Annotated in this window: 11 protein-coding genes; 3 read left to right on the top strand and 8 right to left on the bottom strand. The window is 38.2% G+C overall.

Annotation, left to right across the window (positions count from 1 at the left end; genetic code table 11):
• Positions 1-30: 30 nt before the first annotated feature.
• The 8 genes from RE474_RS12640 to RE474_RS12605 form a co-directional block, all read right to left on the bottom strand.
• The gene (locus tag RE474_RS12640; RefSeq protein ID WP_309310720.1) at positions 31-1,047 is read right to left on the bottom strand and encodes a substrate-binding domain-containing protein; all 1,017 of its coding nucleotides are present in this window, start codon (positions 1,045-1,047) and stop codon (positions 31-33) included.
• A 344-nt stretch (positions 1,048-1,391) separates the two neighbouring features.
• Positions 1,392-3,434 (bottom strand): hypothetical protein, encoded by a 2,043-nt coding sequence (locus RE474_RS12635; protein WP_309310719.1) that lies wholly within the window; start codon positions 3,432-3,434, stop codon positions 1,392-1,394.
• A gap of 676 nt (positions 3,435-4,110) precedes the next feature.
• Complete coding sequence (locus tag RE474_RS12630) at positions 4,111-4,545, bottom strand: hypothetical protein (RefSeq protein WP_309310718.1); 435 nt, start codon at positions 4,543-4,545, stop codon at positions 4,111-4,113.
• Positions 4,499-5,461, bottom strand: coding sequence for a PhoU domain-containing protein (locus tag RE474_RS12625; protein ID WP_309310717.1), 963 nt, complete (start codon positions 5,459-5,461; stop codon positions 4,499-4,501). Before RE474_RS12625 ends, RE474_RS12630 begins: the two co-directional genes overlap by 47 nt.
• Positions 5,462-5,642: 181 nt before the next feature.
• The gene (gene aroC / locus RE474_RS12620) at positions 5,643-6,737 is read right to left on the bottom strand and encodes a chorismate synthase (RefSeq protein WP_309310716.1); all 1,095 of its coding nucleotides are present in this window, start codon (positions 6,735-6,737) and stop codon (positions 5,643-5,645) included.
• A 25-nt stretch (positions 6,738-6,762) separates the two neighbouring features.
• On the bottom strand, positions 6,763-7,644 hold the full coding sequence (locus tag RE474_RS12615) for a cation diffusion facilitator family transporter (protein WP_309310715.1): 882 nt from the start codon (positions 7,642-7,644) through the stop codon (positions 6,763-6,765).
• Between the two features lie 98 nt (positions 7,645-7,742).
• Positions 7,743-8,102, bottom strand: coding sequence for a hypothetical protein (locus tag RE474_RS12610; protein ID WP_309310714.1), 360 nt, complete (start codon positions 8,100-8,102; stop codon positions 7,743-7,745).
• Positions 8,103-8,312 (bottom strand): hypothetical protein, encoded by a 210-nt coding sequence (locus tag RE474_RS12605; protein WP_309310713.1) that lies wholly within the window; start codon positions 8,310-8,312, stop codon positions 8,103-8,105. It lies immediately after the preceding gene.
• Between the two features lie 548 nt (positions 8,313-8,860).
• Here RE474_RS12605 and RE474_RS12600 point away from each other — a divergent pair.
• From RE474_RS12600 to RE474_RS12590, 3 genes are all read left to right on the top strand, one after another.
• Positions 8,861-16,030 (top strand): PGF-pre-PGF domain-containing protein, encoded by a 7,170-nt coding sequence (locus RE474_RS12600; RefSeq protein ID WP_309310712.1) that lies wholly within the window; start codon positions 8,861-8,863, stop codon positions 16,028-16,030.
• A 421-nt stretch (positions 16,031-16,451) separates the two neighbouring features.
• The gene (locus tag RE474_RS12595) at positions 16,452-17,168 is read left to right on the top strand and encodes a DUF6517 family protein (protein WP_309310711.1); all 717 of its coding nucleotides are present in this window, start codon (positions 16,452-16,454) and stop codon (positions 17,166-17,168) included.
• 134 nt (positions 17,169-17,302) lie between these two features.
• Entirely contained in the window at positions 17,303-18,139 is an 837-nt protein-coding gene (locus tag RE474_RS12590; RefSeq protein ID WP_309310710.1) for a formylglycine-generating enzyme family protein, read from the top strand.
• The last annotated feature ends 41 nt before the right edge of the window (positions 18,140-18,180 follow it).

Genomic DNA, 18,180 nt, shown 5'->3' with positions numbered 1-18,180 from the left:
TTGTGTCAGAGACACAAATCAGAATTGTATTTAGTAGTCGATCTGGGTCCTTGCGTAGTATCCAACTTCTGTGAAGCGGTCCATGTTTCCAGGGTTCATTGCGAAGTCAATGAATGACTGTTCGAGTGAGCTTGGAGTACCGTGTGTAAGGAAGTTGAGTGGTCTGGTAAGGCCGTATGGGCTGCTCTGACTGTTTGGATATGCTGTGTCATCGCCTTTGAGTGCATCCTTGATGTTGGATTCTGTTACTGCATCGTAGCCGTATGGTGTAAGGATTGTAATTCCTGATACATCCTTTGCAAATCCATAGTCAACAAAACCAATACCCTTTGGGTCAGCCTTTACAGCAGCGAGTACACCAGCATTACCGGTTGCGCCCTTTGCTTTTGAGTGGTCAACATCTTTGTCACTTGCAAAGTCGTATGTGGAGTCACCGAGGAATTTTGCGAAGGTTTCTTCAGTTCCACTGCCCTCTGCTCTCTGGTATACTACTGCAGCTGTACCACCTGATGATGCATTTGTGAGGTTACCGGTGGTGGTGATGGAAACTGCACCGTCGGTACCTGCACTGGCGTAAAGGGAGTTAAGGCTATCTGCGGTGAAGTTCATTGGGGTTGCTATGAGGTTGCTGTTTGCAATAACTACTACTGCACTGTATCCGATTGTGTAGGTCTCGATTTCTGGGTAGTCAACTGTGCTGACTGGTTTGGAAGCCATACCGATGTCAACAAGGTCGTTCTTTGCAGCGGAGATACCTGCATCGGAACCGCCTTCCTGAACATCTACTCTAACACCTGGATTTGCGGCCATGTAGTCCTCTGCGAGGAGTTCTGCTACTGGAGTTACAGTTGTACTTCCTGCAATACGGAGCACTGTTGAGGCGGCATCGCTTGCCTGACCTGCGCTTGCCTGATCAGATACGTCACTTGAGAATGAACCCATGATGGTTCCTACAGCTGCTGCGCCTGCGATTGCTACTACTACTAATACAAGGGTAGCAACGATAGGTGAGACACCAGCTTCATCGTTGAAAAGTTTCTTAAACATATTTATCGTACACCAATTTATTTTTTTATGTTCCTATTCAGAGCGGGTTTTAATCGCTCTGGCACCTAATTGGAGTGAGGATATATAATGCTTCTACAAGTAATGTATATAGTACAATTATCAATATAGAATTCCAATATCTCTATATACCGGTGCATATACATCAAATAATTCTATTTAAATAAAAGGTCGAGAACTATATTTTATTATTCAAAAAGAATGAATTAATAAAGAGTTCCATGCACCAGTGTACTTGTGTTTTAGGAAGAAAATAGAAACCTATACAAAAACAAGTAATCGTATATTGAATAAATAAAATATTTGGAATATGTAAAGAAAAGAAATCATTTGGATATCAAAGTGTATACTACAAGGAATACGACAAGTGCTATTCCTATAACAACTGCATATAGATAATTTTCCACAGCATCTACAGCAGCACTTTCAGCAATACCTAAAATAGAAGCAATACCACTAAGGACACCACCAAAAGTATTGCCTACAAATTGCTGCACCTTATCAAAGATACTGCTGACCGGAGAGAGAATCTTTGATAAGAATGAAGTTGATGATTCGGTTTCTACTTCCAGAACAACATCAGAAGTATCAGGTAGTTCATCATCTGTGGAATAAAAGTCATCATCTGAGGTTTCTTCTGAAACGTCGATAAGTTCAGGTTCAGACTCAACAACAACAGGCACCACTACATTCTCAGTGATATTAGACTCTGTAACCCACCCACCATTCATAGGCTTCCAGTACTGTTTTACCTCAGCACCATCTACATAATAGGAAGATTGAGCTTCACCCCCATAATCCCATATAGACTTGAACTCACAAACAGCAGCCGGAAGATCAGGCAACTGCTCTGAAGAGAAATCATATGACATGGAAAGTGTTGAGCCGGGAGGAAGCAACACACCTTTGACAGAAACCATTTGCGTACCATTCACCACCATTGTAATGAGATCCCATTCACTTAGAGGCAGATCGCTTCCTTCCAGACTTTTTTCCAGACTCCCACTCACATAATTTACATCATCAGGAATAGTATCGGTCAGATTAATCCAGGCTGCGCGGTCACCGTCGTTTGAAAGGTCAAGAGAGACAGTATAGTCAGAATCAGTTTTTGTCAGCTTCTTATTAACTACAATATGAGGACCGTGAACCTTAAGAGTATGTGAAGCTGACTCCCATGAATAATTTTCTCCAAAGAAACTGGCTGTCACCACTGCTTTGTCAAAAGTGTATGTTCCCGGAGCTATAGGTACCAGTTTCTGACCTAAATAATACTGGCCATCCGTATCCATGGAAGAATAATCACCAGACTCATATATATCAGATATAGCAATATCCTCAGGAATCACAGAAAACTGAACATCCATATTATCAATTGCATAAAGACCCATATTGTAAACATGAGTCCTCAAGAAAGAATATTCGTCTGCACCCCATATCTCATAATCAATTGATCCGGTAGTACTGGTACTTTTATCAAGCTGTTTTACGTACCAGGTGCTCATGTTTATTTCTTCGTTCACAAGCTCAGTTACTACTTTTAGTTCAGGGTCAGTGCAGTTCAGATTCAAAGAGCCATTGAATTCATGACTTTCTTCTTTAATATCATAACCGGTTACTATTGCATAGATATTATAATAAATATCATAAGGAGAAGTCTTACCATCCCACTCAGGAGCCACCACTGTAAAATTCATCTCAATGCTATCATCTACTGCAAGGCAACCCAGATTTTCCTTTAGGATTCCATCCCTGTATTCAAATTCCCCTCTTGAACGTACCCTCATTTCACCAGTATCGATCTCAAGAATAACATTCTCGATCCAGGCATCACCTGTGTTTTTTATAGTAACATCAATCTGCTTTTCCTCTCCAGGAGCATACTGTTCAGAAGAAACATCAACACCCTGAACTGTTTCTTCACTTGCCTCAAATTCAATTTCAAGTGAAGGACGGCCACGAGAATACAATTCCAGTTTTACAGATGGAGTCTTATAGCCATCAAGAGTTATATCAGCAATAACAACTGCTACTTCATTATCCCACTCAAGCCATCTTCTGTCAGATGATCCAGTTAGGAAAAGGAACTCTTTGCGCACAATTCCATCACGTTCGATGGAAATTAGAGCAGCATTCAAATCCTCATCAAAATCATCAGCTCTGAATGTATAAACCTCACCATTGATAGCAACGGTTTCAACCTGACCCCACTGAACACTGATACTACCTTCATCTACCCATTCAATAAAATCATCAAGGTCATCACAAGGACACTCTGTATTTGCAGATGCCAGAGGTAGATATGAAGAGAACAGCAGCAATACTGCCAGGCATAACAGACAGAGTATGCTTATTTTCGTTTTTCTCACAAACTCCACTCCGTTATTATGATTTTTTGGATACTTTTCTGGACAGAACGTAGATCAGCAGGGCATATCCCGACAAAGTCACGAAAACAAAGGGTACGGCCATATTAAAAAAAGAGGAGGCTGTGTACCAGCATGTTGAATAGAAGGTATATAGGGAAAGTACCACCGCTGCCAGCAAACTGACTATTCTCTTCATGAATTCCAGAATGCACACTTAATCATATATCCCTTGCACAAAGGAATTACATATCATTCTTTTTGCTATTGGGTACTAAATAGACTATATAATTGTAAAAAAACAAAGCAGTGCATAACTCCATTTTATCTGAGCGAAAAAATCATTGCTAATCCTCATTTCCATAAAGAAAAAACTGCAAGCTAAAAACAAAGCAACCTCCCGCCGCAGGCGGCACATTCCTATGATCCTGAACAGAAAATAGTTACAGCGACTATAAATTTGAGAGAGAAATCTGCAGAATCCTGTGGAAAATATTCCAGAATATCATGCAAAACATTTTGTTTCTCCTGATTGGAAAGCGCCGGCTTCACCGAACCCTTCGGGATAAATCAAGTTATTCATGACTCACTGAAAATTGGGTTACAAACTTCCTTAATGTTTTAAAGCTAAGAGATCTACAAAGCCAAAATTACCCTGAAATGCTTGATTTTCCCCAAATCATCCCTTTCTGAATATCTCATATCCGAATACCGATATGGCAATAATTATGGATGTCATGGAAAGCATGAATACCATATTTGAATATGCCTCACTGAGCACGAACCATGACAGACCACCAAGGACATGTGTGAGGCTCATAAGAATAATTATGAAAACACCGATAGGGTATATCTCCTCACCTTCCAGGAACTTCAGTATGGTATATCCCATAAAATAGTAGAAAATAACCGTTAAAGCAAGATACGGAAGAACTAAATTATGTTTTACCGCAAATACCAGTGTCGGGCTGAACTCATAGTCCAGTATCCTTTCAATGCTGCCTGCAAAATAGAATGTCAGGGAGTAATCAATGATCACCCCAACACAAAGGAAAAGAGGTATGAGCCTATAATTGCGATAGATCGATAGCAGACTCTGCAATATTTGACGCATAATCCTTTATCCTGCTGAAACTGTCAATTATAAGTTCAATGGACTCCTCGGCCTGTAGCTGGGCAGCACTTATGAGCATTTTATTGAAGATATCCTCTCTTCCCAGCACATTATTTGCAATATTACTGTTAGATTCACGCAAAGCTTCGGTACTGTCCATGAAAAGTGACTGGCACTCCCTGCATAGGTCAACAAGTATTGAAAGCACTTCCTGAGACAGTGTGATATAAGAGAAATGTAATGATATTTTAGAGATATGGTCCCCGATTCTTTCTATATCGTTGGCTGCAAGCCGGTAATAGAATGACTCCACAAGGCTTAATGTATCATGTTTTGAAGGTTTTTTGAGGTTCAGGCGATCTACATGTTGCTTTGATACCAGCAGGAACATTCGGTCAAGGTCGTCATCACGGGATATTATATGACTGCACAATTCCTTGCTATTTTCTTCAAAGGTGGATGCCAGTTCATCAAGCATGAGGTATACAAGTGAGGACATCCGTTTAAGCCCTTTTTCAATTGTAAAATCTTCTGTGTCCAGAAAATTCTTGATGATAATTTTCTTCTCGTCACCTTCAACCATTTCAAGACCCACAAGACGATGACACAGGTCTTTTATCTCCCTGCGTGCTGCTACCGGAATATCATCCCCGACAATCTCTATTGTCTGATGATCACTTATTATATACAGACCTACAAGATCTCTTTTTATATGCTCCAGTTCTTTGTTGAACTTAATCTTTTTCGTTTTCCTGGAAGTTTTTATCCCTGGAGGTTTAAGAAGCAAAGAACCGTCTTCCTGATAGAAAATCGAAATATGAGAGCCTGCTTCCAATTTTGATCGAAGTGCCCATTTCTTGGGAAGAGTAACCACATATGTGGATTTTCCCGTGATCTGTACTTTTCTTGTATCCATCTTTTTCACAATCCGAAAGGAAGATATGACTAATGGACAGGAATTTACCTATAAAGCTTACCTTAATAGATAGGTATAATCTATGTAATCTATATAGAGAATTAACAACTAATTAGTTTAAAAAACAAGCATTTGGATCGGAAAAAAGAGAATAGAGTTATTTGAAATATCTTAAAATTAATTAAATAAGGGAATCAGGACCAATACGTCCGCTCCTTATCATATGGTCTACAAGCACAAGTGCCATCATTGACTCTGCAACCGGAACCATTCTTGGTGGGATTGTCGGGTCATGGCGGCCATGTATTTCCACATCGATCTCTTTCATTTCAGCCATATCAACACTTTTCTGGGACTTTGATATGGAAGGTGTGGGTTTTACCGCGATCCTGCATACCACAGGCATTCCGGTGGATATGCCACCTGTTATTCCTCCGGCATTATTGTTTGCAGGAGTTACCTTTCCGCTATTCAGAATAATCGGATCATTCATCTGGCTGCCTTTCATTCCGGCACATTCAAAACCAGAGCCTATCTCAACGCCTTTTACAGCGCCTATTCCCATCATTGCACAGGCAATATCAGCATCCAGTTTGCTAAATACAGGCTCTCCAAGTCCTGCAGGAACGCCAGTGGCAATAATTTCCACGATACCGCCTATACTGTCACCTTCAAACCGGGCTTTGTTTACCTGTTCCAGCATTTTTTCGGCTGCTTCCGGGTCGGCACAGCGTACAACATTACTATCAACATTGCTGCGTATCTCTTCAAATGAAAGTGGTTTTGCTTTTACTCCTCCAAGCTCAGTTACATGAGCAAAGACTTCAATGCCTTTCTGTAACAGGAGTTTCTTGGCAACAGCACCTCCGGCAACCCTGCCGATGGTTTCCCTGCCTGACGACCTTCCACCGCCACGGTGGTCACGGATGCCATACTTTTCAGTGTAGGCAAGGTCCGCATGTCCTGGTCGCGGAATGTTCTTTATGTAATCATATGCACTGGATTTTGCATTCTTGTTCCACACCATCATGGAAACCGGCATTCCGGTGGTTATGCCATCAATTACACCGGACAGGATCTCTACTGAATCTGATTCTGAACGAGGTGTTGATACTTCGCTCTGTCCCGGTCTTCGCCTGTCAAGATCTTTCTGAATATCTTCTTCTGAAAGCTCAAGTCCTGCAGGTATGCCGTCAACAACGACCCCGAGGGCTTTTCCGTGTGATTCGCCCCATGTTGTGATCCTGAAAGAATGTCCGAATGAATTTCCTGGCATAATTGTATACACCTCTTGATAGTATTTATATCGACCGTGTGTGAGCTGGCTCAATATGAACGAGCACGTCCTCTATACCATCAAAATTTTCCTTGATACGGTACTGCACAATATGAGATATGGTATGTGACTTGTAAGTTGTCATACCAGGATCAACCTCCACATGCAAATCGACATAGACATTTCCAGGAGGACCGCGGGTCCTTATTTTATGACAATCGATAACACCTTCTATAGTTCGGACAATTTCTGCTATTTCCTCGGTATCTATCCGGGATTCATCTGCCAGGATTGACACACTATGAAAGATGATCTCTGCTCCTGCATATAATATGACCAGTGCGATCAAAACAGAAACAATAGGATCGATAAGCGGATATCCAAAATGAATGGCTATAAGGCCAATGATAACTGAAAGTGAAACATATATGTCGCTTTTTGTATGGGCTGAGTCTGCAAGAAGAACTTCGCTGTTCAGCTCAGTACCTTTCCTGCTTTCGTATGTTGTCACAGCATAGTTGACACACATTGTCCCAAGCATAATTACAAAACTAATTGCAGTTACTTCCGGTGCACTCCCGGTTCCAAATCTGTCAAAAGCAGAATGCACGATCTCAAACGCCACAACTGCCAGTATGACTGCTATTACAATAGATGCCAATGTCTCAAATTTACGATGACCGTATGGGTGTTCTTTGTCAGGAGGCTTGGCTGCTATCTGAATTCCTATAAGACCCACGATATTTGAAACACCATCAAAAAGAGAATGATAACCGTCAGATTGCATACTCAAAACATTGGTATACATTCCGTATGCAATTTTGGCAAAAGAGACTGCAAGGTTCAGGAACAGAATATAGATCATTACATTTCTTATCTGCCTGAAACGAGATTCGATATCATACATCTGTTATCTATATGGTTATTAACAATCAACAATATAAAGTATTTGTTTAGTGTTTTACTAAACATATATACGCTTCAAGAGGATGAAAAAGAAAAAAATTAGTAATCTTCAGGTAGCATAATTGTATACTTCTGATATTCGTTCATTGAGATAAAGACTTTCTGTTGTCTGCCACTTGGCATTTCTATATTTCCTGAATAGAATGTATCAGGCTTATCCTTGAAGCCATTTGATGCATCCCGAATAATAATAGTTGATTGTATGAGCAAGTCCATTAGATTAGGAATATTGACTTCATCATCGGTTAGGTATCCATGCTCCATCAGGTTCATTGTCACATATCTAAACAAACCTTTAGCCCATTCAGGATTTACTTGAATGATATCAAAAAGGATGCCATCATCTGCTGCCTGTTCAGAAGTGTAGGTATAGATAGGCTCACCAAATATATCTTCCATCTACCATACCTTCCTTTGAATAGTGACTGTAAAGGTTGACCTGTCAGGAGCAATAACGACCAGACCCTTATCTATAGTTAGCATACCTGCATCTTCAAATGTTAGAACTTGGAAGGATTGTATTTCTGCATCCTCGTCCTCTTCATCTTCCCAAGTTCTATCCCATATTGCTTTTTCAAGAAACTTCTGAAACTCAACTTCGGTTGTCATTGATTATCACCGAACAGGTTTATTCAAGACATTCCTCATGTAAACTATGTCAGAATAATTGCTTTGTAGGGTTGAGAGGAATAAGGTAATGATATTGATTAAAGGAGGGCGATGCTATTATTAGTAAAACCACAATCAATCGCTGAAATTTGGTAGAAACAATCGCTATTCTTGGTAATATGTAGAAGTTTTATTGATTTGCATGATCGCTTGAATTTAGAAGGTTTCTACAGAGTCTTGGTAAGTTCTATTTATTAAGTGACCCCGTAAATATGGCTTAGGATTTATGGCTAGTTATCATATTTTTGTTCAAACATTCTGTAAATGAATTCTACAAAAATACATAATATATTTCTATTCTGTTAGAAAAAATAACAATCTTTATATGTGTCTCTTATTCGTATATTACTATCTCAAATATTCATATATTATAATATAAAATTTATATATTGTTTGTTAGTTGGGTGGTACTGTAAATGTCTAGGTTTAGAATATCATATATATGTGTAGCTGTGGCATTGATTTTATTTTCAATCTGTGGCATCGGTATGGCAAGTGAAAGCACAGTTGGTAAGATTACCAGAGGGATTTGGTATAATGAAACTGAAATGGGAATGGATGAAATTTTTGCAAATTATCCCTATCCTAATACATACTACTTCTATGTAAATGAAGTGAATGATTTTGATATCACAATCCACACTCCATGGTATATCCCAGAAAATTCAGAATGGGATACAAGATGGAAATGGTATGAAAATGCAATCAAGGTACAGGTCTATAGTCCGGAAGGAGATTCTGTTCTTGATACCTCAGTAACTCTGTTTGAACAGGAAGACTGGGTTAGATCAATTTCAACAAACGGAAAATATGGTGAATGGAAAATCGTAATATCAAAACCAGAAACAATCGTAACACCACCGGGAACAATGGTTTATTTAGCATTCTATAATTTACAAATTGAAAATGCAGATTATCTGAGTGCTGAACCTGAAAATCATGGTTTTGCAGCAAATCCTAATGGGGATGTAATTCCTCAGATAGCTACATGGTGGACAAATATCATAGTTCCAGAAGGAACCGATGAGTTCAATTTTGATTTTTATATTGATCCTAACAATGAAGGAATCAACGGTTATATAAAAATCTATGATCCAGACGGAAATGAAGTATGGTCTGCACCACAGCATACTGATATTCATGGACATGTTTCTGTTCACGGTAGTTTCAACCCAACCATACAGACAAATGGTAAATCCGGTTTATGGAAATTTGAAGCCTATGAAACCGTTGAATGGGGAGGGGTCTATCCGTGTCTGATCAACAATGTATATGCAGATGGAGACACTTCTAATAAGCTGAGGTTGACATGGTCTGATAGAATAGAACCTATTTCTGTAATCCAAGTGGATGATGGTGTTATTGTAACTACGGACAGGGTCAAATATTATCTTGCAAATGGTGGTTTTGCCCGTGAACTCTGGGTGGACCATGATGGCGATGGAATTTATGATGAGGATATTGGGTTTGAGGATACAACTCTTGAATATTCTTATTTTGGTTTTGGAAGCTGGTATGCAATCACAAATGAGAATCCAGATGGTTCTGCAGGGACTAATGCTGTTTATCAAGGAAGTGTATCTGGTGGAGAATATTCATATCATATTGTTGAACAAACTGATGAAAAGGTAGTAATTGACTTTGATAGCCTTTTTGAAGGTCTTAATGCCACTACAAGATGGGAAATTTATCCTGACGGTGATGCAAAAGTAATTCCTTGGACAGAAACCTCATTAGAAGACACATACTGTCTTGCTTTTACATGGTGGATAAGTCCAGAGCTTGATGATATTGTAGGCATGTACCTGAATCCAGGAGTTGAACTGACAAGTACAGTAACTTTTTCAGGCATTACAGAAATTGCAAATCCTGCATACTTAAGTTATGTACAGAGGACATATGCAGATTTTTCAGATATCAATTACACTCATCCTTATCAATTCTATAAAGACACGGCAGATGAATACTCACTTCTTGTAATAGAGCCAAGGGTCAATGACGAAGATGAATGGGAATGGACAGAATGTACTGAGGCAAACGACGGTATTTTTGGTGGGCGATTAATAGGACGTTCACCTCTTACTAATGCGGCTGGGCTTCTTGATTGGGTATGGTATGGTGATAAAATTCCAGAATCCGGCGGTTATTCTGATTCCGATGATTACCCTACAGTCCAGTCCATTAATCAAGATAATAAGTTCGCTTTCTATGTTCACTGGATGTGGGGAGACACTACCGAAACTCAGAGGTATGAGGCAGCCGGAGAGATTGCTGAGGAGCTTGCACAGGACAAGGTTGTGCAGGATATCACTTTCCTGACGGATGCAGCTGAACAGGAAGGTTGCCCGATATGGACTGCAGATGGAAGCAGGATACTTTTCACGTTTGCAGGATCGTCCTGGGATAACTGTTACTCATATGCTATTAATGCAGACGGGACAGGAAAAGAAAACACTGGTATTGGTGAAGGAAAGCTGGTGGGATTCAGTGATCTGAGTCCGGATGGTACAGAATTGCTGGTTACTAAAAACATAAATCAGTACGATGTTTATAAGGTCAATATAATTGATGGTTCACAAACTCCTCTCTTAAATGAAGGTTCAGTAAATGAGTGTTGGGGCAGCTGGAGTCCGGATGGTACAAGAATTGCATATAGCAGGGGTTCCTGGGGTGGAGAAGACAGCCAATTATGGGTGATGAATGTTGATGGAAGTTCTAATAATCGTGTAGGAACTTCCTATGGTATAGGATCGATAGACTGGACACCTGAAGGGAATATTATTTACACTGCTGCAAATTCCAAAGAGAAACGTGACATGTGGATGATCGATCCCGATACTGAAGAAATAACTCAACTTACGGATACTGCTTGGAATGAATGGTACTTACGAGTCAGTACCGACGGAAAATACATAGTCTATTCTTCAGATGAAGCAGGTACATATGACCTGTGGCTGAGGAACATGGATGGAAGCTATAAGGTCAGGCTTACGTACGATATTGACCTACATGATGCTTCTCCTTACTGGAGCCCTGACAGCACGAAAATAGCTTTCGAGGGGAATAATCCTACTAATGGGGTTGGGGATATTGGGGTTATTACATTAAATTTGAATTCTGCTCAAACTAATCGGGAAAAGATACTGTCTCAACTTAACACTTTAAAAGAAACGTCAAAGACAAAAGTAGAATATGATGTTGACAGATTAGCTTCTATACAGGCAGACATTGGGACCGAAATTTATGACAAAGAAGAAAATGTGTTATTAATAGAGGCCTTGAAGTTCACACAGGATTTAATGAATCCTGATTTACTAGATTCTAAAAAAATAAAATCTGCAGCATTTGAGTATTTTGTAAAAACATCATTTTCAACATTAGTGGAAGGTACTTTTGAATATCTTGATGATGAGGTTAAAAATGAACTGATAGCTACTCAAACACAAGTAGATATAGGGTCTAGGAAACTTGAGTGTAGGGACAATGAATATGGTGCTTCATTGGAGATCCAAGATTTTACTATGTATAGAGATGGGAAAAACAATATTTTAGTTTTAACTAAACCAACATATGTTTCCAAAATTCTTGACTCTGACTCTGGTATACAAAGTGAAATAATTCCTTCTAATCTGTACCTATACTCATATAATCTTTCTACAGGTGAATTTCAAACTTCTCCTATTTGGAACAATGTCTTCGATAACGTTGAATATAGTGATTCTTTAGAAATCAAAACTGGTGACATTAATAATGATGGAAAAGAAGATTTAGTTATCTATGATGATGGTTATATTTTTGTTTATGCTGGACTGGATTCCAGTATTCCACCATATATGCTTTTTTCAACACAATACTCAAAGAAATTAGAAAATCTAGGGATTATAGAAGATGTGGTTGTTGGTGATTTAGATAGTGATGGGTTGAACGAACTCGTAATTGTTCGAAATGACAATTCAAATCACCCTGAAATTCAGACCGTTATAACGATGTATTCATTTGATTACAATGGAATGGAAATCAATGACATGAAAGATTTTCCTTTGGAGTTGTATCTTGAACCTTGCTTAGCAATAGGTGATGTTGATAATATCAAAGAGAACGGAAATGAACTTTTAATCACGTATAATGATTATGTTCACTTGTACCGCTATGAAAATGAAAAAGTTACTAAAATAATGGAAAGCAGTTACTTAGGTGCAATTACTATTGGATTAATTGAGGAAATAAGAATAAGCGATATAGATGGAAAAAACGGTGGCTTAGGCAATGATAATGAGTTAATTATTAGCATAAATCCGACTTTTAGTGAGTTACCTCTAATTGAAGATGAACACATCAAATATTATAGGTTTGATTCTAGTTTAAATGATTTTGTTAAATTAGATTCACTAGAAAAGCTGGAAGGAAAATTCATAGGTTTAGAGGTGTTTGATTCAACGAATACCGGTTATAATAATGTAGTTATTGGTTCTGGCAACATTATTGACTCCTATCATTATGCAGAAGATTTGTCCAAGCTACATTCATACTTATATGAATCATACAAAGATGCTCATTTGAATAAGGAATTAGGTCCACAATATAGCACTATTCCTGACGAAATGGAATTAGAATTAGAAAAGTTTGAAGAAGAGTTTTCGGATGAAGAGTTGCAAGACTATCCAACCCAAGAAGTCTTAGATTATCTTGTGGAACTTGATTCTGACATTAAAGAAAGCATGGATAATGAACAGACTATTTTAAGAGTAAATCCGCAGGAAGGAACTGCAGATACTAAAATATTGGGCACACTGAATGCTGTTGAACAATATGTTAATTATCTAACGCAAGAAAATGAAGATGAAAAGAAATCTATAAGGGTCGTGGGTTATGTAGGTGCATTGGGATCTGCTGCTAAAGTATTTTTTGTTCCTGAAAGTTTCCCTGTTGAATGCTTGTTATATGATGCTGCTATGTCTATAACGGACTATAGTGTTAAAACAGTTGATTTGTCATATCATGAGGAGTTGCAACATCAAAATTTAATTGCAATAACGACTCTGTATGAAGAAAATCAGGCATTACAAAGCATTTACAAGAATACTTTAGATTTCTGTTTAGATCCCGAGTTCAATTCAATAACTATTACAAAATTGTATATGCCACCCGCTTCCTTGGTCTCTAATTCAGATGGAATGTTTTACTCAGGAGAAGGATCTGTATTTTTGAAAAATGAAGGAAGTAAAACAACAAAGGTAAACGTATTTGTGTCTGTCAGCAGGGCTTTCATTAATCCAGAATCGGTGGAAAATTTGCAAGATTTTGATTTCGATGCAAGTTCTATTATATCTGTATCTTCTGCCGGAGAATACAAAGAGATTGTTCCGAGCTCTGAACCTGTTGAAGTTAAGTTTCAATATCAATATCCTGCAAAGGAAAATTGGGAAACAGATTCTATTTACCTTGCTACTGTTCAAGTCACATCAATGTACTATAAAACAATTGAATATAAATGTATTTATGAAGAGGATGGCACAATAATCAAGGAAATACTTACTTACGACGGTAAATTGATAGAAGGTGAAAGTGTTGAAATTCAGCTTCTGAGAGAATTTGATACAAATCCAATTGCTCCTAGTTCTTCATCAGTACTTTCTTCGAATGAGGTGACAGCAGAAAGTCAATATGATAATGATGTAATGAATATTTTGCTTACTCATCTTGAAGGTGACTTCGATTTACATCTTTATGACTCTGAAAACAGGCATGTTGGTTTCAATTACACTACTGGTAGTATCGATCTTGAAATTTCAGATGCTATCTATTCAGGTCCAAACACTGTTCCTGAACAAATTACTTTTGAAAGTCCTGATGGACTGAATTATACTATAAAAGTGGTTGCTATTGAAACTAATGGTAATGATAGCTATTCAGTAATGGTATTTGAATCTGAAAAGTCGGCTTCTGTGCTAAACATTCTTCCAAAAAATATAACTATAGACGGTATTTCTGGTAAAAATGCTAATAGTAGTATTATTATTAGTGAATTTGGTGGTTTCTATGATGCAGAAGGCATTAATGCTACTTTTTCAGATTTAATAGACGACTATGGTAACAAGATATCAAGATCTAATATTTATTTGGATATTTCTAACAACACTATATTAGCAGGTTCAGAAGTCCAAGCAAATATTTTGATTGAAGTTCCAAACAACGTTGTATCTGGAAGTACTTATCGTGGTTCTGCAAGTATTTATACAGACGACGGTTCGATGGATAATTTAACCATATATCTAAGAGTATTGAGTTCAGAAGTTACAAACCCTAAAATTATTGTGGTAGATACGGATTATCAAGATTCTCCTGTTAAAAGTGAATGGGATTCAATTAGCGAAGCAATAAATGATGCAGAGGATGGAGATATCCTAGTTGTGCATAGCGGTGTTTACTCTGGAAATGTATCGATTGATAAATTAGTAAAAATTGTTGGTGAAGACAAAAATACAACTATCATAGATGGTTTTGAAGATTTTGCTGGATTTAAAGTATATTCAAACCAAGTCAACATTACTGGTTTTACTTTTACTAACTGTACACAAGGAATAATAGTAGATTCAGTCTCAACATGCTATATTCTTGATAATTCATTTGTAAGTAATAATGTTGGATTGGAACTTCGAGATTCAAGTAACAATTCGGTAATACACAACAATTTTGTGAACAATACTATACAAGTAACTGATTTTGGAAATAATATCTGGGATATGGGGTACCCCATAGGTGGAAATTACTGGAATGATTATTTGGGTGTAGACACCTTTAGTGATGTTTCTCAAAATGTATTGGGTAGCGATGGTATTGGTGATACCCCCTACAATATAACAGATGATTCTACAGACGCATATCCATTCATGAATGAAAATGGATGGGATATTATTGTAGATGCTGACGAAGGAACTCAAAACACAGGAAGCACGACTCCATCCTCCGGTGGTGGAGGCGGTGGTGGAGGCGGCGGCACCACCGGTGAGACATATGAGAACATTGCATTCAAGGATGTCCTCTCTGTGTTCGTATCAGCTGATTCAGTAAGCTCTTACGACTTTGATGATGAGGGCAATGCCATCGAATATATCAGGTTCAAAGCTCTCAGAAATTGGGGTAAGATATCCTCTACAATTGAGATGCTGCATGGAACATCTGCTCTGGTGGATGAAGATGCACCAGACACAGTTTACCGCAATGTCAATCTATGGGTTGGAAAATCTGGTTTCTCCGAAAATATAGAGGAAGCAGTTGTAGGATTTAAGATTGAGAAAGACTGGATTGAACAGAATGGCATTGATGTGGATACAATTAGACTGTGCAGGCATGCAGATGGTCAATGGAATGAACTCGATACTCAGAAGATAAGTGAAGATGATAAATATCTACACTTTGAAGCAAGTACTCCTGGCTTCTCTCCATTTGCAATTGTTGGACATGCAGTTGAAGATTCTGTTGTGGAAAATGAAGTACTTATGTCTACTGAATCTATAAATAAGGAATATTCAACTGTAGGTCAGACTGATGAAACAGAACCAAAGACTACATTCAGTAGCTTAATGGTAATCGGTTCATTGTCTATATTGTTGATAGGAGGAGTTGTAGGATATACAATGTATAGGAAACGAAGTTAATTCTTCGTTTTCTTGATTTATCTTAAATATCATTTCCCTATATGCCTTTTTTGACCGCTTTAGCTTTCCCACTAATACAAATATATCAGTCATCCATAGAACGATAAGCACATTAGAAGGATGAGAAGATGTCGGAGATGATAGTCATAGAAAATTATCAAATTTCACGTACAAGAAGAGGCAAGGGTAAATACTCCCACAAAATTTGTAGCTTCCTCAGGTTAAGTTCAACGCCAAGCTCATGAAGATTATTAAGTTTAAACCAAGTATTACCACCTAATTTTGTAGCTCTATATTTCCACATTGTTTTGTGCATAATAGGACATTTACCTCTTCTTCTGCCAACGAAGGGAAGCCAATATTAGTTAAGATGAAGTGGTTTAATATATAAATAACTACATACAGATGATCGGTGATAGTTTTGCTTCTGGATAAAAAAAGATTCCTTACACTGATTGCAATATTAGCTACTACTTTATTCATCTGCGGATGTCTTGAGACCGCACAGACCGTACCTGCAACAATTAATGACGCTGCTCTTGAAGCCTATGGCTGGTCGCAGGTATCACTTGAAGAAAATTCTCATGAGCAAAACATTACAGATACATCATCAATAGTTTTCAATTCTGCAACTGTCAAGTATCACAACGACAGGCTAACCTCAGATATCAATGAACAGGCACTTAAGTTCAAAGAAGAGAACAACCTTCCGGTTTCCATAGAAATACCTGAAAGCCTCAGTGCCCAGATCATCACATATCGCCTTACTTTGCCTTCAGGAACAAAACTTCCTACAGAACTTGTTTCAAAGATCATAGATAGCAGAATGAGTGAGATCCAGGAAAACAACGATATTGAAAATACACAGGAAACTTCCACACGTACAATAACACTGGCAGATGGTTCAGATACTGTTGTAAATATATTCACCAGTTCAACTAACACCACTGATTCCGGAATGAAGATGATGGGATTTTTCACTACATTCTCAAATGAGGAGTCCAATACCGTTGTAATGGGATTTGTACCTGATGGAGCATATACAATGGATGCAGGAATAATAAACGGAACTGTTTTCTCAATTGATGGTGAAAGTGAGATCGATGAAATGCTTGACCTTGTTAGTACTATAGAGTAACAATTTAGAACAACTATATAGTTCAATAGAAAAGTGAAGACTATATTCCATAAATAGTAGCTAAATAAATAATAGACAGGAATACAAATTCAATAGAATACCTATAAATACGATTTTCATAATCGGATGGTTAGGTGTTCTGTTTGATATTCCTGAGAAGAAAAAATGTTGTGAAACTTTTATCTGTTTTTGTCTTATCAATTTCTGTAATATTACTATCCGGTTGTGTTGCAGATAATAATACAGATTCTGAATCTGAGCAGGAAATCAGCAATTCTATAGGAATGGATTTTATCCTGATTCCTTCAGGCCAGTTTTACATGGGTTCAGATTCAACCCCCATAGTTGCTTTTGATGATCCGTTACATGAAGTTAGTATTGACAATGCTTTCTACATGGGTAAATATGAAGTCACACAAGCCCAGTGGGAAGCAGTCATGGGAACTAATCCATCGTACTTTAAAGGAGATAACCTGCCTGTGGAACAGGTTTCATGGAATGATGTACAGGAATTCATCCAGAAATTGAATGAGATTGAAAATACCGATAAATACCGCCTTCCAACAGAAGCAGAATGGGAATATGCATGCAAAGCCGGAAATGACACTGGATTTTCATTTACAAATGAAGCTACTGATTTGGATGAATATGGCTGGTCCGATTCTTACGGATGGTGTGCTATAAACTCCAATGGAACAACCCATTCAGTCGGAGGAAAGAAAGCAAATTCCTGGGGACTTTACGATATGCATGGTAATGTCTGGGAATGGGTCCAAGATAACTGGCATGACAACTATGAGAATGCTCCTGCTGATGGAACTGCGTGGGAAGATGAGAACAACAGCAACCATGTTGGAAAAGGTGGAAGCTGGATGGATGGACCGAATTATTGCAAAAGTGCTTTCCGTGGCAGTTTAGATGCTAACAGTACATCCTATGTACTTGGATTCAGGATCGTGAAGGAGATATAATGTTCTCTTTTTACTTTCTGTAAGGGATACAGATAACGCTA

This window comes from Methanolobus sediminis (genome assembly GCF_031312595.1).
GTDB lineage: Archaea > Halobacteriota > Methanosarcinia > Methanosarcinales > Methanosarcinaceae > Methanolobus > Methanolobus sediminis.
The sequence above is the reverse complement of the archived record's forward strand: the minus strand, read 5'-3'. Positions and strand labels throughout refer to the sequence as shown.